Annotated in this window: 13 protein-coding genes and 1 tRNA gene; 5 read left to right on the forward strand and 9 right to left on the reverse strand. The window is 27.2% G+C overall.

The genetic code is table 11. From position 1 onward, the window contains the following. Window position 1: 1 nt before the first annotated feature. The 4 genes from IPH62_16475 to IPH62_16490 all read right to left on the reverse strand — a co-directional run bounded on the left by IPH62_16475 (window position 2) and on the right by IPH62_16490 (window position 6,459). Entirely contained in the window at window positions 2-3,130 is a 3,129-nt protein-coding gene (locus IPH62_16475; protein ID MBK7106869.1) for a hypothetical protein, read from the reverse strand. A 253-nt stretch (window positions 3,131-3,383) separates the two neighbouring features. Continuing rightward, window positions 3,384-4,520, reverse strand: a complete 1,137-nt coding sequence (locus IPH62_16480; GenBank protein MBK7106870.1) for a hypothetical protein — start codon at window positions 4,518-4,520, stop codon at window positions 3,384-3,386. Between the two features lie 14 nt (window positions 4,521-4,534). Further along, window positions 4,535-5,482, reverse strand: a complete 948-nt coding sequence (locus IPH62_16485; protein ID MBK7106871.1) for a hypothetical protein — start codon at window positions 5,480-5,482, stop codon at window positions 4,535-4,537. A gap of 5 nt (window positions 5,483-5,487) precedes the next feature. Continuing rightward, complete coding sequence (locus tag IPH62_16490) at window positions 5,488-6,459, reverse strand: hypothetical protein (protein ID MBK7106872.1); 972 nt, start codon at window positions 6,457-6,459, stop codon at window positions 5,488-5,490. Window positions 6,460-6,854: 395 nt separating this feature from the next. Between IPH62_16490 and IPH62_16495 the strand changes: the two genes are divergently transcribed. The 4 genes from IPH62_16495 to IPH62_16510 all read left to right on the forward strand — a co-directional run bounded on the left by IPH62_16495 (window position 6,855) and on the right by IPH62_16510 (window position 15,189). Continuing rightward, window positions 6,855-9,002, forward strand: coding sequence for a DPP IV N-terminal domain-containing protein (locus IPH62_16495; protein ID MBK7106873.1), 2,148 nt, complete (start codon window positions 6,855-6,857; stop codon window positions 9,000-9,002). A gap of 456 nt (window positions 9,003-9,458) precedes the next feature. Beyond that, on the forward strand, window positions 9,459-11,795 hold the full coding sequence (locus IPH62_16500) for a response regulator (GenBank protein ID MBK7106874.1): 2,337 nt from the start codon (window positions 9,459-9,461) through the stop codon (window positions 11,793-11,795). Between the two features lie 232 nt (window positions 11,796-12,027). Continuing rightward, complete coding sequence (locus IPH62_16505; protein MBK7106875.1) at window positions 12,028-13,491, forward strand: glutamate--tRNA ligase; 1,464 nt, start codon at window positions 12,028-12,030, stop codon at window positions 13,489-13,491. Window positions 13,492-13,512: 21 nt separating this feature from the next. Then, window positions 13,513-15,189: a glutamine--tRNA ligase/YqeY domain fusion protein gene (locus tag IPH62_16510; GenBank protein ID MBK7106876.1), complete on the forward strand. Its 1,677-nt coding sequence runs from the start codon at window positions 13,513-13,515 to the stop codon at window positions 15,187-15,189. A 108-nt stretch (window positions 15,190-15,297) separates the two neighbouring features. Here IPH62_16510 and IPH62_16515 read toward each other — a convergent pair whose 3' ends face one another. Continuing rightward, entirely contained in the window at window positions 15,298-15,594 is a 297-nt protein-coding gene (locus IPH62_16515) for an antibiotic biosynthesis monooxygenase (GenBank protein ID MBK7106877.1), read from the reverse strand. Between the two features lie 166 nt (window positions 15,595-15,760). On the opposite strand from IPH62_16515, the gene IPH62_16520 reads away from it, so the two are divergent. Continuing rightward, a tRNA-Leu gene (locus tag IPH62_16520) sits at window positions 15,761-15,844 on the forward strand. A gap of 43 nt (window positions 15,845-15,887) precedes the next feature. On the opposite strand, the gene IPH62_16525 is transcribed toward IPH62_16520, so the two are convergent. The 4 genes from IPH62_16525 to IPH62_16540 all read right to left on the reverse strand — a co-directional run bounded on the left by IPH62_16525 (window position 15,888) and on the right by IPH62_16540 (window position 20,722). Next, window positions 15,888-16,607, reverse strand: a complete 720-nt coding sequence (locus IPH62_16525) for a HAMP domain-containing histidine kinase (protein ID MBK7106878.1) — start codon at window positions 16,605-16,607, stop codon at window positions 15,888-15,890. Between the two features lie 465 nt (window positions 16,608-17,072). After that, entirely contained in the window at window positions 17,073-18,437 is a 1,365-nt protein-coding gene (locus IPH62_16530) for a sigma-54-dependent Fis family transcriptional regulator (protein MBK7106879.1), read from the reverse strand. Between the two features lie 2 nt (window positions 18,438-18,439). After that, a complete protein-coding gene (locus IPH62_16535) occupies window positions 18,440-18,979 on the reverse strand; it encodes a GTP-binding protein (protein MBK7106880.1) in 540 nt (179 codons plus the stop codon). Window positions 18,980-18,982: 3 nt separating this feature from the next. Further along, window positions 18,983-20,722 (reverse strand): OmpA family protein, encoded by a 1,740-nt coding sequence (locus IPH62_16540; GenBank protein ID MBK7106881.1) that lies wholly within the window; start codon window positions 20,720-20,722, stop codon window positions 18,983-18,985. Between the last annotated feature and the right edge of the window lie 5 nt (window positions 20,723-20,727).

Here is a 20,727-nt window from a genome sequence, read left to right on the forward strand (position 1 = left end):
TTTAGGGTAGTTTTGCATTAAAGGAGATAGTTGTTCCAATTCCTTTCTTCGAGAATATATCCAGCTTTGAATTTAATTTTGATGCTCTGAAATTCATATTCTTCAAACCGTTACCATCATAATTAATGGATTTATCAAAACCATTTCCGTCATCACTTAATTGAATTGTGATTCTTTTACTTTTTGCTTCAACTTTTAGAATAACATTTTTACAATCAGAAGCATGTTTTATTATGTTATTTATACCTTCTTTAAATATTGCCAACAGATTCATTTTCCACTCCGATGGTAATATTATTTTATCATAATTATCTTCTAGTCCTTCAATCTGAAAAATTATTCCTCTGTTTTCAAAAAGTGAATCACTAAAATTTTTTATATAAATAACCAAATTTGTTAGTGAAGATTTATCAGGATCAATTTCAAATAACATATCCTTAATTGTTCTGGATAATTGAGTTGTCTGTTTGTTGATTTGCTGGAGCATAATTTGTTTATTCTGATTTTCAGATTTAAGCAAATTGTAACTATTTATTTTTAGACTGGCAATTATTCCTCCAGTATCATCATGAAAATTTCTTGCTAAATTGCTTTTAAGTTCTTCTCTAATTTTTATAGTTCTATATAAAATTGCCTTATGAATCATAAATAAAATTATCATTATTGCTAAAATATTAAGGAAATAAAACCACCAGGTTTTCCAGAAAGGCGAATTGATATTTACTTCCATGCTTAAAATTTTATTTGTCCAAATTCCATCGCTATTAGAGGCTTTTACTTTAAATTTATAATTGCCTGGTTCCATGTTCATAAATACTGCTTCTCTTTTGTCTCCTATGTTTATCCAATAATTATGAAATCCCTCCATTATATAAGCATATTGATTTTTAGTAGGGTTTTTAAACGAAAGTGCTGCAAATTCGAATGAGAAAAAATCATCGTTATGAGAAAGTTGAATTATTCCATTGTTTTTAAGGAATTGCTTATTTGCAGATTTTCCAAATATTTTAAATTCAGTTAATACAACATTTGGTGCTGCTATTTTACAATTTTCAACTGGTTTGAAATAATATATACCATCGCTTCCACCAAAGAATAAAATTCCATCATCTGACAAGGTTGCTCCAAGATTAAAGGCTTCCTTTGGTAAGCCCTCACTAGATGTATAATTGGTAAAAGATTCGGTTGCCATATTAAATTTTGAAATCCCGAAGTTTGTTGAAATCCATATATTACCAGTTTTATCTTTCAAAATTCCATAAACCATTTCATTATTTAATCCAAAATTAGTATCATATCTTTTATACTCTACAGAAGGCACACTTTCTTTAACTTCTGTTAAAATACATTTAATTAATCCACCACCATAAGTTCCCAGCCATATTACATTATTTTCATCTTCATATAAAGCAGTAATACAATTTTCATTAATGCTTTCCGAGTATTTTGAATTATTATGATAAAATTTAAAGGTTTTCTTTTGGGTATTAAATAGAATCAAACCGAAATTCCACTCGCCAATCCATAAACTATTTTGAATTAATTTTGATTTTTTTATTGTAGTAATAAAATGCTGTTCACTTTTTGTATTTGGCAAAGGATATTCTTTGAATTTATTAGAAATTAAATCTAAAGAAGTTAGTGATCCGTTATTTAGACCTAACCATAAAAATTTGTCATCATGTTCAATACAATAAATATTATTACTTGGTGGAAAGTAAGGATCATCTCTTTTAGCACTTAAAATTGTATATTCACCTGATTGAGGATTTAGTTTTATCATCCCCAAACCAATTGTTGCAAGCAACAGAGTATTGTCTTCATCTTCATAAATATCGCGTATTTGAAGATTGTTAAGATTTGCATTATTTGTTTTATTAAAAATAAATTCTGAAGTATTTATTAACCTATCTCCTTTTTTCTCAACTAATAATAATCCTTCATCAATACCTACCCAATACAAATTTTCTTTTCGACTTTTCTTAATTGACCAGGCATTAAATTTAACCCTATTAATAAATTTTCTATTATCAAATCTTGACTCAAAATATTTAAAACTTGGCGTGTCTTTAATAATTTTCACTATTCCATTATCCTTTGTTCCAGCCCAAAGAATCCCTTCTTTATCAAAAAACAAACAAGTTATTCTATTACTGCCTAACCTATTTTGTTTTGTAGGATCATCTTTGATGTAATTAATTTTGTTCGTCTCAGTGTCAATTTTCATTATACCGTTGCAATCAGTACTTACCCAAATAATACCCTCATCATCCTCAATAATTGAGTTTGAAATAAGGTTACATTCAACTTTATTTTTTAATTCTGCATCTGTATGGTAATAATCAAATTCCTTTACATTTAATTTACCAGCTGGTATTTTAATTAAACCAGCTCCATAACTACCAATCCAGATATTACTTTTTGAGTCTTCTAAAAATTTAAAAATACTGTAATAGGCAAAATCTTTGTCGGTATATTTTAGAATATCTGGAAAACTTTTAATTATTTTTTTTTCAGAAAGCGGATTTGTTATGCATGTTAATTTGTAATTTGCGGAAGTTAACCATATTCTCCCAAATTTATCTTCTAAAACGCTATACAGAAAATCTGTTCTAAAATAGGAAGAGTCATTTTCTTCAAGTAAAAATGTAGAAAAAGTTTTTCTTTTTTTATTAAATATTTTTAAACCATTTTTTGATGGTATCCAAATAATGCTATCCGGAAATATCTTAGATTGCTTAATAGACCAAATTGTTGGTTGGTTAAAATTTTCAAATTTCCCTAAAAATTTATTTTCTTTTGCAAGTAAGGAAAGTGTATTTCCAGTACTGATCCATAAATTACCAACATTATCTTCCTCTATATCTCTAATATTAAATCCGCCAATAGAATTTGAATCATTTGGATTATGGATAAATTGTGTGAAATTATAACCATCATATCTATTCAAACCATATTCCGTTCCAACCCATAAAAATCCTTGTCTATCTTGAAAAATACAATTAACGGAATTATTACTTAAACCATCTTTTACTTCTAATTTTTCAAATAAATAATTATTTTGCTGGCTTATTATTGTATTAAAAAGTAGTAATAAAAAAAATGTAATTCGGAATATTGCAGTTTGCATCTTTATGATTATTTGCAATTAAAATAAAGTTTTTTAAATATATAAATAATTATATAAAAAGATTACAATAACTGATTATTGCTTTATTAATTCTTATACAAATTTTAATTAAATCACTTTAAAAAAAATATTTTAGATTTTATTTTAGTTTGAAGTTGGAAATTCTGAATTGGAATAGAATTGTAGTAAGTCATAAATTAAAAAACTCCGAATTAATTTCGGAGTTTTTAGTTTTAAATAATAATTTAACTTATTATAGAGAAGTTCCTACTTTCAATCTCAAGTTTACAAAAATTGAAGTTACCCCAAATTTCCCATTATCTGTTTTTGAAAAAATTGCCGATGGTCCTAAAGCAAATGAGCTAAATCCCCAAGATTCCATAATTCTTTGAACTAAAATATCAATTAAATATTGCGGATTTCTAACTTCACTTTTGGGCATTGCATCTAATCTTAAATCAAATGTGCTTCCGGCAAGTGATAATTCCCTCCCGACAAATCCGAAATGCCATTCATCCAAAAACTTTGCCGCATAAAATTTACTTCTTGTTGATCCCATAAATCTTACAGGATATCGCAATTCATAGTTTAAATATGAACCTTTCATTATCAACGGTTTGTAATCAAATTTTGCGACAGAATCTTGCATCCTTAAATTATATGCTTCATCGCTTAATTCGTTGCTAACATTGTGATAACTTATTTCAAAAAAGTTACCAAACGGAACTACATAACCAACTTGAAATCCTTGAGTGCCATAAATATTATTATGATTATTTACATCTTTCAATTTCGAAAACGCTTCAATAATTCCAAACATTCCAAATCTGAAACCCAAAATATGAAAGTTTGCTTCAACCAAATCTGTTTCCATAGGACCGGAATATGGCGTTCCTAATCCCATCGAAATTCCGATATCTTTTTTAATCGGCACACCAAATCTTTCGCCGCCAAATAATTGCAAATATGGATTTACATAAGCCAGATCGGCACTTATTTGATATTTTGTTGGTGTATCAAAAATTTTATTGAATTTCATTTTGCTGAAAACATCAGTAAAAACTGTTGTATATGTAATGTTTTCTTGTAAATTAATTTTAAATGGATAAGTAATAATCCTTGCACGCAATTCTTCATTTAATGCCGCAAGCGGATAAATTCTACTTTTAATTTCTATCGTGTTATTTTTTGAATCGCGTAAATCAACAATTATTTCTGCTTTCGGATCCGGTGGATCAATAAATAAATTTTCTTGAATTTTAACAAATAAACTATCATCCAACGGTTCCATTTGGTAATACATTATTTGTTCTTCTTCATCTTGAGCAAAATTATAATTTACATTTACAAATGTTAAAATTAAAAGCAAAATTAGAGTAATTTTTTTCATGTCTATAATCTTAATTATTTAGAAAATTCAGTAAAGTAAAAAGCTTCGCCTACTTCTGTTTTTTGTTTTGATTTTGTATCAAAAGCTGTGAAAAAGAAATTAGTTTTATAACGACCTTCAGAATCGATAAGCTGTTCGTTTCTGTCTGTCCAACTATTAAATTTATCTTCAGTTGATGCAAGGTTTAGTGAAATATTATAAATCAAATTTCCCTTTTTATCTTTTTGCGGACCAGAAACAGTAATTGGTCCCGAATAAGTAACTTTTATTTGATCAATTTTTTCATCTTTAATTTCTACAGTATAACAAGTTGTTCTTTGCAATTCTTTTACGAAAATATCTCCCTTATCCATTTTGTTTGTAACTTTTTTAATATCAACTTCCGGCGGAAGATTATTTTTAACTTTTATTCTATCAGATTGATTCGCGAATTTTACAACAATTTCATTTTGATTAGTTAACTCAAATTCTTTTTTAGATTTTGGTTCAACTTTTACTAATTCCGAATTATTTTTCGGATCAATTAATGTAACTGTATAATCGCCTTTATTTTCTGCAATGTTAGTTGAATATTGTAGAAATTCCATGCTTTTTGAAAATGGCGATGGGACTGTTTCTTCTTTTTTATTTTCGATTGGTACAGTTGGTTCAGGCAAAGGAGTTTCTTTTACTTTTTGAGAAAGTGATGCAACTTGATTATTTAGATTATTCAATTTTTCTTTAAGTACTTTATTTTCAGAAACAACGTCTTCATCAATTTCAATGTTTAATTTCAAGCCAAGTTTGCTTAATGAATCAACTACATTTATCAATGAATCACGGACACTTTTTGAAACAACATTTTCTTTTTTTACAACTTCGCCCAAATTTATTTCTGCGCCTTTTAAAGCCAAAACCGTAATTACAAAAATGTAAAGTACTTGGTAGATTACAAATTTTGCATCTCTGCTTCTTCTTACCATTTTGTTTACCTTTTATTTACAATTAGTTCGAGACTATTTAATGATTGCAAAACTTTATCACTATTTAAATTTGATGCCATAGAATCGATGGTTTGGCTCATTTGATTAATTGCCGTTAAATGTTTTCCGTTATTTTCCAAACTTGAATTGAGTTGCGTTGTAAGTTTGTTTAGAATATTAAAATTCTGATATGATTCAAAACTTAATGTTTTAATTTTTTCTAATTCTTCACGAAGATTTTTTAGGTTTTCAATTGATAAATTATTTTCCGCAACTTTTGGTGAATTATTCTCTGATAATAATTTTATCAATTTATCAGTTTGCTTAACTTGTAGTTTTTGATAGAATTGTTCTTGAAAATCCGAAGCAACGTTAATTACTTTTTGAAATTTTACACCAATATAATCCAAAACCGGTTCAAAAAGTTTTGCAATTGCTAATACAATTAATGATTTTATTTCAAAAGGGACTGATAATCCTAAAAATATTTCCGGACCTAATTTTATACTTACTAATAAAAATGCAGCTCCAATTAATGGAAGCGCAGTTGCGTAACCGTCAATCAAACTAATTGATGAAGAAATTATTCTATCTATATTTTCCCGCGGAGTTGTTGATCTAACGTGACTGAACAATCCTCTATATTCTTTTACTGCAATTGTAATAAAAAATAAATAACTAACCAACGGAAGCCACCAAAATTGTATTGGCTCAATTGTTTTTTCTGCTTGCTGCCAATCGGGATATAGAGATTTGGCAATATCTATAGTAATATTTCCTAAAATCGGCACAGAAGAAAGATCAATAAACATCGAAACCAATAAAACTACAAAAGAAAAAACCGCTGGTTTTATTAAAATAATTGGCGAAATATTTTTTAGATGATTTTCTTTTATTTGATGTATTTTTTCAGCTAAATATTGATCATCAAGAATATTTACTTTTCCACTATTTACTTGTTGTTGAGTTTCTGTCATTTTATTTCCTATTTAAAAACTTAAACTTGTGATAATAAACACATATTGTGCCACAAAGAATATTTTTTAAGATTGAAAAACCAAGTGTTGGTAAATATTTATTAAACAATGTCTTTTGATTTAATTTATTGGATATTTTCACTTAAAAGGTAAAATGTAATTTGCTTAATTTTGATTTACATCACATTGTGGTTTTTTTTGAGACATGGTTTTATCCCAATTTTATAAATTATTCTTACTTTGTTACAAATGAATTTTCCAAAATAAAATTAATTTTTACTGTAAGAAGTAAAACTTACCTGTAAACATTTCTTTTAAATAATGTAGAAAACAGATTTTCATTTTGTAATTTTCACAATAATATTTTATAAAATATTTTAGAAATAAGGGAAATTATGAAACCAAATATTTTAATAATTATAATATTTTTTGTTTTAAATTCTTTATTGGCTCAGAAGAAAAATTTAACAATTGAAAATGTAGTTTTCGATTCATATTCAAAATTAGCTCCAAAAACTTTAAAACAATTGGAGTGGATTCCAAATACCAATAATGTAAGTTATATCGATGGAGATTCGGTTTTAGTTGAATTTAATACAAAAACAAATATTAAAAATAATTTGATTTATTTAAGTAAAATTAAAAAAATATTTAACAATTCTAAATTGGGTAATCAATTTTCAAAATTCCCAAATATTAAATGGATTGATTCAAAAACTTTTACATTTTGGAATAAAAATTATTTGGTTTCATTTAATTTGAAAAATAATTCGTTTAATATTTTGAATAAAATACCCGCTGAATCTGAAAATAGTGAAACAGCTCCAAATAATATTCTCACTGCTTTTACAATCGGAAATAATTTATTTGCTTCATTAGATTCTTCAAATTCAATTCAAATTACAAATGAAGAAAACAAAGAAATTGTAAGTGGACAAACTGTAAGCCGTTCCGAATTTGGAATTAACGATGGAATATTTTGGTCGCCAAAAAGTAATTATTTAGCTTTCTATCAAAAAGATGAATCGAATGTTTCGAATTATCCTTTGGTTGAAATTGGCGAAACTCCGGCAAAATTAAAAAATATTAAATATCCAATGGCTGGACAAAATACAGAAATTGTAAAAGTTGGCGTTTATAATTTTAATACACAAAATACAATATGGCTTAATACCGGCGAACCTTTTGATCAATATTTAACAAACATTTCTTGGGATCCAACAGAAAAATATATTTTTATTTCACATTTAAATAGAGATCAAAATCATTTAAGATTAATAAAGTATGATGCTTTAACTGGAAAACAATTATTAACATTATTTGAAGAAAAAGACAATGAATATGTTGAACCCGAAAATGAATTAACATTTTTACCAAATGATCCGACAAAATTTTTGTGGTTTTCCGAAAGAGATAATTGGCAGCATATTTATTTGTATGATATTAATGGAAAATTAATTAAACAAATCACTTCTGGAAATTGGGTTGTAAAAGAAATTTTAGGTTTTGATAAAAATTCCAATTCAGTATTTATTATTGCTACAAAAGATTCACCAATTGAAGATAACGCTTATAAAGTAAATTTAAAGAGTGGAAAAATTTCGCGAATCACAAAAGAAAATGCAAATCATAAAGTGAAATACAATTCATTCAATAATAATTTTATTGACACATTTACAAATCTTGAAATTCCATCAATTTCTAATATAATAAATGAAGATGGAGAAATTATTTCTCAATTAAATAAAAGTGAAAATCCGATTTCTGATTTTGAAATAAGTAAGCCAAAAATATTTGCTCTAAAAGATAAAAATAACATTGATCTTTATTGCAGAATAATTCTTCCAACTAATTTTGACGAAACAAAAAAATATCCCGTAATTGTTTACGTTTATGGCGGACCTCATGCACAATTGGTTACAAATAATTGGTATTATGGCCGTTATGACTTTTGGTTTCAATATATGGCGCAAAAAGGCTACATAGTTTTCACGCTTGATAATAAAGGCTCTGCGAACAGAGGTTTGGAATTTGAACAAGCGATATTTAGAAATTTAGGAACTGTTGAAATTGAAGATCAATTAGTTGGTATAAATTATTTGAAAAATCTAAATTATATTGATCAAGAAAGAATTGGAGTTTTTGGATGGAGTTACGGCGGATTTATGACAACCTCTTTAATTCTGAGAACAAATAATACGTTTAAAGTTGGAGTTGGCGGAGGCGCTGTAATTGATTGGAAATTTTATGAAATTATGTACGGTGAAAGATATATGGATACTCCGGAAGCAAATCCCGAAGGTTACAAAAATTCTAGTTTGTTAAATTATGTGGAAAATTTAAATGGTAAACTTTTATTGGTTCACGGAACTTCCGATCCGACTGTAGTTTTGGAAAATACTTTGGAATTTGCTAAGAAAGCTGCAAACCTAAATAAACCTTTGGATTTTTATCCATACGTTGGGCACGGACACGGAGTTGGCGGAAAAGATGCACTTCACCTTTATACAAAAATTTCAAACTACTTTTTTGATAATCTCTAAAGTTAGAAATTGGCTCCGCCCTAAAGCGGAGCTAATTCCCCCATTACCCTTTGTTAAAATTTATTTAGTATCAAAAATAATTTTAGAAAGTTTTTCATTTTCTATTTACACAAATTATTTTTAATTATAATTTTCATAAGGCAAATTTAACTTTCACGTTTTATGCCAAAACTTTTAAATAAAATTTATAAAATTAAATGTTGTTAAAATTTACGTTGAATATAATTTGTTATAATTTTTGTAAACTTTTTTTGCAACTAATTTTATTTACAAATGTTAAAAATATTCTCAAAAGGATATTTTTAAATTGATAGTTTCCAATTTTGAAACAATTTCAAAAACAAGCTTATTCAAATTATCGGACATTTTAACGAATATGAATTATAATTATAAAATTATTGCATTCACATGAATTCACCTTTAACTTTGTGTTAATAATTGATTGGAAAGCTGTAAATGATAAATGATACAAAATTAGTTTTATTTGAAAATTTAAATGTTCTCCAAAAATTTGCAAAACAAGGCAGCAAATCTTTTCCGGATGATTTATGTTTGTTTTTAAGTGATGAATTAAATCTCAAATCCGTTTATTTATTCGAAGAAAATTCGGAAAATAACTTTGTACAAATTGGAAAAACTACAACTTTTGATGAACAAATAATTCCAAATTTTGTTAGTGTTAAAGAATATTCAAATTTTAAAAATGAATTAAACTTCACCGGAAATATTTTTAAAGAATGTTTAATTACAGTAAATGTTCAAAATGAAAATCTTCAATCGATAATTTTTAATTTGAATGAAAATAAATTTGGTATTCTAATTTTAGTTCATAAAATTCAGCCGGCTTTAGAAGATAGAAAGAAATTTTTTAATGTTGCTCAATTTGTGCAAAATTGTTTTTCAACTTGGAAAAATTCCGAAAATATGAAATCTAACATTTTAAATTCAAATGATGATTTAATTCCAAAAACTATAAAAGGATTTCAGAAAGAACTAAAAACCATAAACGGTTTATTGACTTTAGCTAAAGAAGAAAATTCAACAAACAGCATAAATAAATATTTGGATCAAATAAAAAACTCACATCAATTTATTTCTTCTTCGCTTGAAGACTTAAACAATATTCTAAATTTATTAAACTCAAATGCTGATCAGTTAAAATCTAAATTCAACATTTCAAATTTCTTAGAAGATTTAATAAAATCTAAAAATGCAGAATTACCGGATTCAAGATTTATACTAAATAATGTTGATCAAAAAGAAATTCATTTTGATGAAAAAGTTTTAAAATCAATTTTAAATTCTGCTCTTAATTTTTCATTGGATTTATCACAAACAAATGAAGTTATATTAAATTCAGATTTCATTTCTGATAATAAAATTTATTTTAAAATAATTGGTAAAAATGCAAAACTTGAAAAAAGTGAATTAATTCAACTTCAAACACCGTTTGGAAAACGTGAAGTGTTAAAAAAAACAAGCGGGTTATCGTTAAACTTGTTAGCTCAAACTATTGATTTTGTTGATGGATCTCTCAAATTAAATATTGAAGAAAATAATTTTATAATAAATATAACATTGCCGTTCCAAGCAGAAATTCAAAAATCAATTCATGAAATCTTAATGGAAAATAATAAATCGAACAAAGATAAAATTCTTGTTATAGAAAGCGATCAAGCTTCATCAGCACTTTTAAATAATTATTTATCAAAATGGAATTATCAAACTGAAATTGTAAACTCCGGAGATTTTGCAATAAAACTTCTTCAGCAAAATAAATATGTTGCGGTAATTTTAAACATAGAGCAAGGAAATGAAAACAGTTTAGAAATTCTTCAAAAAATTAAGAACAATAAATTTACACGTAATACTCCGGTAATTGTTTTTTCAATGGAAGCAGAAAAAGAAAAAGTTTATTTAATGGGTGCAGTTGAATATTTAGTTAAACCAATAAATTATAATAATCTTGTAGAAATTTTAACGAGTTATAAATTGAGAAGAAACTCAACCGTACTTTGTGTTGATGATGATCAGCCGACTTTGAAATTGGTTCAGCAAGCTGTGCAAACCGCCGGATTTAATGTTATTGCAGAATATAGACCGGAATTAGTTCTCGATTTAATTATAGATAAAGATTTAGATTTAGCAATTGTTGATTTGGATATGCCGAAGTTAAACGGTTTTGATTTGATTAAACAAATTAAATCACACGGAAAATTTGATAAACTCCCAATAATTATTTATACCGGAAAAGAAGATTATCAGCAAGATTTACAAAAAATTGACGGAATGTTTGTCGATTTACTCGATAAAAAAAGTACAAGTTTGAATGAACTTGAAAATGCAATTTCTGCAATGATAAATAATATTGAAGAAACTAAATCAATTGAAGAAGTAAAAGAGAAAAGCGATTCACCAACAATTTTAATGGCTGAAGATTATAAACATTCTCAAATAATTGTAACCAGACTTTTGAAAAAAAGCGGATTTGAAAATGTAATTGTTGTTGAAAATGGCGAAGAAGCTTTAAATATTTGTAAAAAAGAAAAAATAGATTTAATCCTTATGGATATGCAAATGCCGGTAATGAATGGCTTTGAAGCAACTCAAAAAATTAGAGAAATTGAAGAATATGTAGATACTCCAATTATTGCATTAACGGCTTTTGCAATGAAAGGCGATCGCGAAAAATGTTTGGAAGCCGGCGCTACAGATTATATTCCAAAACCAATTGACAGCAAAGAATTTATTGAAAAAGTAAAGTATTATACTCAAATAAAAATTGAGAATTAATAAATTTTTAATTCGATAATTTTTAAAAACTTCTGGAAAATTAAAGGTACTTCTCATTCTCACGAAAGTGGGAATCCAGAGAATTCAATAGATTCCCGTTTTCACGGGAATGACATTTTGAATATTTCAGAAGACTCTTTTATAAACAATCCTTAATTTTTGCTGAAATTCAATTCAAAGAAATCCACAAAAAATTCTTATATTTCAATCCAAAATTTTATTAATTAAACAAATGAATAAAGAAATAAGAGTTAGATTTGCACCAAGTCCAACAGGATATTTACACGTTGGAGGATTAAGAACTGCACTTTACAATTATCTTTTTGCAAAAAAAAATAATGGAAAGTTTATTTTAAGAATTGAAGATACGGATCAATCTCGTTACGTTGAAGGAGCAGTTGAAAAATTAATAAATTCACTAAATTGGGTTGGATTAAATTATGATGAAGGTCCGGAAGTTGGCGGAAATTTTGGCCCATATTTTCAATCGCAGAGATTAGAAATTTATTCAGCGCAAGTTCAAAAATTGATTGATGAAAAAAAATCATATTATTGTTTTTGCACTCCGGAAAGACTTTCAGCATTAAAAGAAGAGCAGCAAAAGTTAAAACTTCCTCAAGCAAAATATGATCAACATTGTCTGCATTTATCTAAAGAAGAAATTAAACAAAAATTGGAAAGCGGAATTCCTAAAGTTATACGATTAAATGTTGAACCAAATCAATCCGTAAAATTTTCGGATATTGTTAGAGGAATTGTTGAGTTTAATTCTGATACAATTGATGATCAAATTTTAATAAAGAGTGACGGATTTCCAACATATCATTTGGCAAATGTTGTTGATGATCATTTGATGGAAATTTCTCATGTAATTCGCGGTGAGGAATGGCTTTCATCAACACCAAAACATGTTTTACTTTATCAACATTTTGGGTGGGAACTTCCGCAATTTGCTCATCTTCCCCTTTTGTTGAATCCGGATAAAAGTAAATTAAGTAAACGTCAAGGTGATGTTGCAGTTGAAGATTACAGAGATAAAGGTTACTTGAAAGAAGCATTAATTAATTTTGTTGCTTTGCTTGGCTGGAATTTTGGTGACGATAAAGAATTTTATTTAATCGATGAAATGATTGAAAAATTTTCTTTAGATCGAGTAAATAAATCCGGCGCAGTTTTTAATATTGAAAAACTAAATTGGCTTAACGGTCAACATTTGAGAAATAAAAGTAATGATGAATTGTTAGGTTTGTTTAAGATTGAATTGCAGAACTCAAATTTTGCAAATATTCAAATTTCCGATTTCAAACTTTTTGCAATTATTGACGCGATGAAAGAACGCGTAGAATTTGTTAAAGATTTTATAAACAGTTGCACTTATTTTTATGAATCGCCAAAAACTTATGATGAAGCAATAGTTAAAAAAAGATGGAAAGAAGATTCAGAAAAATTGTTGAAAGAATTTTCTGAAGAATTAGTAAAAATTGAAAATCCTAATAAACAAGATTATGAGAATATTTTACATAAAATTGCTGAACAAAATAATGTTGGTGCCGGGAAATTAATTCATCCAATTAGATTAGCGGTTTCCGGAGTTGGAATTGGTCCCGGAGTTTTTGATTTATTGTATATTATCGGCAAAGAAGAAGTTATAACCAGAATTGATAAAGGAATTTTAGAAATTCCTAAATATTTATAAATAATTTAATTTGTGATAATTATGGAAGATGAGAAAAAAGTACCGAGAAATTTTATTCAAGAAATAATTGATAATGATTTGAAGGAAAACAAAAATGGCGGAAAAGTTTTTACACGTTTTCCTCCGGAGCCAAATGGATATTTACATATTGGTCACGCAAAATCCATCTGTTTAAATTTTGGTTTGGGAAAAGAGTATAACGGAAAAACAAATTTACGTTTTGATGATACAAATCCGACTAAAGAAGATGTTGAATATGTTGAATCGATAAAAGAAGATATAAAATGGCTGGGTTTTCAATGGGAAGGAACTGAACTTTACGCATCAGATTATTTTGAGCAGCTTTACGAATTTGCGGTAAAATTGATTATAGATGGATTAGCTTATGTTGATTCTTCAACTTTGGAAGAAATAAAAGATGAACGCGGAACTCCAACTGAACCGGGAAAATTAAGCAAATTTAGAAATCGTCCAGTTGAAGAAAATTTGGATTTGTTTGAACGAATGAGAGTCGGAGAATTTAAAGATGGCGAACATATTTTGCGTGCAAAAATTGATATGAGTTCACCAAATATGAATATGCGGGATCCAATTATGTACAGAATTCGACACGCATATCATCACAGAACAGAAAATAAGTGGTGCATTTATCCAATGTACGATTGGGCTCACGGTCAATCTGATTCAATTGAAGGAATTACACATTCAATCTGTACTTTGGAATTTGAAAATCACCGACCATTATACGATTGGTTTATTGAGAAATTAGGAATTCATCATCCTCAACAAATTGAGTTTGCAAGATTAAATCTTAATTATACTGTAATGAGTAAACGAAAATTACTAAGATTAGTTCAAGAAAATTTAGTAAACGGTTGGGATGATCCAAGAATGCCAACTATTTCCGGTTTTAGAAGACGCGGTTTTACACCAAAATCCATAAGAAATTTTGCCGAAAGAGTTGGCATTGCAAAAAGAGACGGAGTAATTGATATTTCTTTGCTTGAATACAGTTTGCGTGAAGATTTAAACGAAACCGCACCAAGAGTTATGGCAGTTTTAAATCCTTTAAAAATTGTAATTACAAATTATAATGAAAATTTAGTTGAAGAATTAGATGCAGTTAATAATCCTCAAGATGAAAAAATGGGAACAAGAAAAGTTCCTTTTTCAAGAGAACTTTATATTGAGCAAGAAGATTTTCAAGAATTTCCGCATAAAAAGTTTCACAGACTTTCTCCCGGACAAGAAGTAAGGTTACGATATGCTTATATAATTAAATGTGAAAAAGTGATAAAAGATGAAAATGGTAATATTTTAGAAATTCATTGTACTTTTGATGAAGATACAAAAAGCGGAAGCGGAAAAAGTGAAAAAAAAGTGAAAGGTACAATTCATTGGGTTTCTGTTAAACATGCGATTGATGCAGAAGTACGACTTTATGACAGACTTTTTAGCGTTGAATTTCCCGAAGAAGATAAGGAAAAAGATTTTGTAGAATTTTTGAATCCAAATTCATTAACAATTTTGAAAAATTGTAAAATTGAACCAAGTTTAATTTCTGCCAAAGTTGGTGAAAATTATCAATTTGAAAGAAATGGTTATTTTTGTGTAGATAAATATTCCAAAAATGAAAATTTAGTTTTTAATAGAACAGTAACTTTAAAGGATACTTGGTCTAAAATAATTTCTAAATAAAAAGTATACTACTGCATTATAGCATTGCAACACAGTAGTTTCATTAACTTATTTATTTACAATCAGTTAGAAATTCTATCAAAAAATACAGTTTTTTTATACTAATTTTTAAAACGACATAGCCCCTACTGAAAATCCTTCAACGTCTGGTTTATCAATCATAAAATCATTAAACTTATCAATTTGAGCTTGATAATAACCGGATTTTTGATTTGCGAGAGCATGTTCAATATTATCCCAAATAGTTATTGCGACAAATTTCCCCGCATTGCTATTTGTTAGGAAAAATGCTCTTAAAAAGCCTGGTTGATTTTTTGCAGCCGGAATAATACTTTCTTGATATACTTTGGTTGCATGTTCCATAGATTTAACATGTAGGTAAAATGTTGTCATTCTTGCATACATATAATTTCCCCGCTTTTAGTTTAAAATAATTTATGGAGGTTTATATCTAAATAAAAATAACTATTATTTTATAAATTATTCAAGTTCTTTTTATTAAAGAAAAATTAAATTTATAAAAACTGTTGTTTGAGGAGTTCAACTTTATTAAATTTACACTTTATTTTACGCCGAAGTGGCGAAATTGGTAGACGCGCTAGACTCAAAATCTAGTCTATGCAAATAGGTGCCGGTTCGAGTCCGGCCTTCGGTACAAAAAGGGAATTTTTATTCCCTTTTTCTTTTTTAATATGAATTTATACCGGCAAAGTAACAATAATATTACTTCCCTTTCCTAAACTACTTTCAATTTCAAGATTTCCGTTGTACTGTTTGATAAAATGACGGCAAAGATTTAAACCCATCCCAGAACCCTTTTCTCCTATTGTTCCATCAAAACTAACTTGATAAATATTCTCATTTATTTCTTCAATTTTTTTGCGGTTCATTCCAATTCCATAATCTTTAACACTTAACTCAAAGAAATTATTTTTCCACTTATATGAAATTTCAATTTTACCATTAATGTTTGAAAATTTTATCGCATTAGAAAGTAAATTTCTGATAATAAAAATCATCATACTTTCATTTATTCTAATTTCCGCATTATTGTCCAAATCAAGGATAATAGAAAGTTTTTTCTGATTAATTTGAAACTTGTAAAATTCAATTATCTCTTTAATAATATTATTAATACTTATATTTTTTTTATCAGTTATAAAAATATCTGAATCCAAATTAGATAATTGTAAAAGTTTATCAAGTAAATCAAAACTTTTTGTAGAAGTAGATTGAATTAATAAAATCAGTTCACGAACATCCGGATCTTTAATAATATTATCTCGTAAAATTAGATTACTTATCCCATTAATAATGTTAAATGATCCTCTAATTTCGTGTGAAATAATTGATAATATTTTAGCGCTTGCTTCGTCAAAATGTTTAATTTCATCAATTATTTTTATATCACCAATCATTTTTATTTCCTATCTGCCAAAACTTTTTAGCATTTTTTTTTGAAATTAAGCTATGATTTTTATTAACGAAACAATTGTGCTTAAAAAATATAAAAGAATAATTAGTGCTAAATACTTAAGTGAACTTATAAAATCTTCCATAAAGGTATTTCCGTATTTTGAGTTTAAAGTCATAGGGAACTAGTTGCCTAATTCCCTACTTTGTGACATTCTAACTTTGAAGAAAAGGGGGAGTTCTCCAAATTTATTCAGTCACATTAAAACATCATTATTTATAAATATTTTCTATAATAAATCAATAACAATGCCAAATATTTTTATTTTAAAAACAGATTAAATGGTAGCATTTTGGTATTTTTTTGATGAGATGTAATTTATGATTTGGTCAAATAACCAATATCGGGAACAGAATTTGGTGAAATAACGAATGTTACTTTTGTTAGTTTTAATGAATGAAATTACAAATTACGAAATGTTATGTTTTTTAATTCTATATCGAAAAGTATCTAAAGAGAGTTTTAGCAATTTTGCTGCTTTTGATTGATTTCCTTCGGCTTTTTTTAATGCATTTTCCAAGTATTTTTTTTCTAAATCAATAAGTGAAATTCCTTCATTTGGAATATTGAAATCAAGTTTACTTTGCAAACTCTGCACGGTTTCAAATATGAAAACATCATCATAATCAATTGTTGGTTTTTCACAAAATATCATTGCCCTTTCAATAACATTTTTTAATTCTCTAATATTTCCTGGCCAAGTGTGATGTAAAATTTTTTCTTCGGCATTTTTTGTTAACGAAATATTTGCTTTACAGAATTCATTAGAAAAATGTCTAATAAAATATTGTGCTAAAATTAATATATCTTCATTTCTTTCGCGCAAAGCCGGAATTTCTAACGAGATTACATTTATTCTATAAAATAAATCTTCTCTAAATTCTTTTTCATTTACGGCTTTTTTCAAATCGCGATTTGTAGCTGTAATTATTCTTGTATTAACTTGATTTTCTTTCGTGGAACCAACCGGTCTGAATTTTTTTGTTTCCAAAAAAGTAAGAAGTTTTGGCTGAAGCGAGATCGGAAGTTCACCAATTTCATCCAAAAATAAAGTTCCGCCATTTGCTTCTTCTATTAGTCCTTTTTTATTTTCCACGGCGTTTGTAAATGCGCCTTTTACGTGACCAAAAATTTCAGATTCCAATAATGCGTCCGGAATTGTAGCACAATTTATTTCTACAAACGGAGCTTCATTATTAAATGATAAATTGTGAATTACTCTGGCAATTAAAGTTTTTCCGGTTCCGCTTTCTCCGGTTAACAAAATTGAAGTATCTTTTACGGTTGCAACTTTTTTAATAAATTTTTTAACAGAATTTATAACTTCGGATTTGCCAAGAATGTTATTTATTGAATCTTTTTTAAAGTTTGTTAAACTTTCTCTAAGAATTTTTATTTCGTTTTGCTGCTGTTTAATTTGCTGTTGAAGTGAAGATTCCGAGGTTGAATCTGATACAATTACAATAATATCATTTTTATTTTCTTTTGATGAAATTATTGTAAAATCTAAATATTTAATTTCACCATATTTATTAAATTTATTAACTTTTTCAATTGTAAGTTTTGTCTTTTTACCTGATTGAACCTCGTAAATTTCTTTTTCAGAGCCAAAAAATTCGGGGAAAATATCAAAAATTGATTGTTCTAAATTTATATTTTCAAATTGCAGAAGTGAGTGAAGGTTTTCACTTTTTTCAATAAGTTTTAGATTATTATCACAAATTGCAAAACCAATATTTTTTTCATTCAAAAGCTGGTTATAAAAATTTATCAAGATTATAATTCCTCTGATAATTTTTCACCAAGCATATTAAAAATCTCTTCTACATTTTCTCCGGTTTTTGCGCTTACAAATGAAAAATGCGTTTTGTAAAATTTAAAATTCGAGATATATTTTTCTTCATCTAAATGAATATTTTCTAATAAATCATATTTATTCCCAACAAAAATAATTTTTGCTTTGGAATTCAGCTCTAAAAAGATTTTAGCATAATTTAGTGATTGAGCTATTGTATTGGGTCGAGAAATATCTGTTACAATTACAGCTCCGTGAGCTCCGTTAATATAACTTTTTGTAACCGAATCAAACTTTTCAATATTTGCAATATCCCAAATAAAAAGATCTATTTCCTTTTCAAATTTATTAATTTCACTTTCGTTTAAGTGAACAGTTTTTCTGCTGATGTGAACGCCAATTGTGGAAAGATATTTTTCTTCATATTTATTGTAAACAAAACGGCGGACAAGAGATGTTTTTCCAACTCCGTAAGAACCTAATAAACAAATTTTCTTTTTTGTATTAACCCGAACCGGCAAAAATTACCTCGAATGATTAACTTTAAATTCAACACTTCTTACATATTTATCAGATTCGGAATTTTTCGTTATGAAAATATTTTTTGAAATTCCCTGCGAAGTTAAAAAGTTGATTACATTTTCAATTCTTTCATTCGATTTTTTAAGATTTATTTCTTTGTTTCCGGTTTTATCTAAAATTCCAATTACTTCAACTTTATAGTTTTGATATTTTCTCAAAAATGGAATTATCGGTTCTAATAATTTTGTGTGTGTTTTTGTAAGCCTAGTTTGATTAACACCAAAATTAATTACTGTTTGATTTAAATTATTTATTGCTTCGGATTCGCTCAAATTTAAATTTTCTAAAACTTCAAGATTATTTATTAAAATTCTTATTCCGGCAATTTGTGAAATTTCAAAACCTAATTTTAATTTTTCTTCAATTGTTAAAACTTCACCGGAAAGAGTTATTTCATCTTTATCAATAGCAAAATTTAAATTTCTATTTTCTGCATAATTTGATTTGGAAAGAATATTTTTAATTTTATCCGAAATTTCTTTTTGCGCAACAATCGGTAAAATTATTCCCAAATTATTATTTACTTTTTCTATTTCCGGAATTGAAGAAATTAAACTATCAATTTTATTTTTTACGGAAAAAGATGGAATTGTTCCGCCGATATTTAAATTTCTGTTTTCAACTTCCCAAGTTAAATTTTCTACATCAGTTTTGTTTAAAGTATTGAATTTCTCAGTCAACATATCAGAAATTGATTTTTCTCTAAAATATTTTGGTAAAGTGAAAATTCCAATAATCATTAAAATAAAAAGCAATAAAATTCCAAATGCATAAAGTACAAGCGGCTTTGGCTTTTCAATTTCTTTGGGAAGATTTTCATTTTGCACAGAAATTATTAATTCGCTTAGTGAATTATCAAATTCCTTAAATGGTTTAATATCTCCATCAAATTCTCTAAGATTTTTATGATACTTTTTATGAATTTCCGTATTTAATTCATTTAGTTTAGAATGAATAGAAACTGGTTCTTGTCCCAAAATAACCGCAGCTAAATATGAATATCTTCCTCTTTCCAAAATTATTTTTGAATCGCCGTACTGAATTTCATAAAGATTCTGATTTCCGGAATCGGATTTGAATGAATCAGCCACAAAATTTTTAATTGCCGTAAGCATTCCGCTGATTAAATCTGCATCTACACTTTTCTGAAATTTCAAAGAAGAAATGTGCGAAATTAAAATTCCCGAATTTTCATGAATTAGAAAAATTTCTTTTATTTCAAACGGAAAAACGTCTTGCAAAATTAAATCGGAAGTTGAAACGCCGGAAATTTTAGATTTTACAAATTTAGAAAAAATTCCTTTTTGTAAAGACGCTTCAATTTTCTGATTTAGTGCTTGATAAATTTCCTTAATTTTTTCGGAAATTGATTTTGTAATTGTTGAACCAATAATTGGATACAGAGCATCAATTATATCTTCTTTTGATTCGGTAACTTGCTTTTTAATTGCGGGACCAACAACCGGATAAAGCGATTGTACTAATTCACTTTTAGAAGCAATTATTTTTCTATCAATTAAATCATTAAGAATTGGGTACAAAGTAGAAATTTGATATTCTTTATCTTTTATAAGAAACCGAAAATCAGAAAATTCTTTTTCTAAATCTTCCAACTTTTTATTTTGTTCGGAAACGAAAATTTGTTTCAGAATTTCTAAAGATTTTTCTTCATCAAAAACCATTTTTA

Source organism: Ignavibacteriota bacterium (assembly GCA_016708125.1).
In the GTDB taxonomy this organism is placed as follows: domain Bacteria; phylum Bacteroidota; class Ignavibacteria; order Ignavibacteriales; family Melioribacteraceae.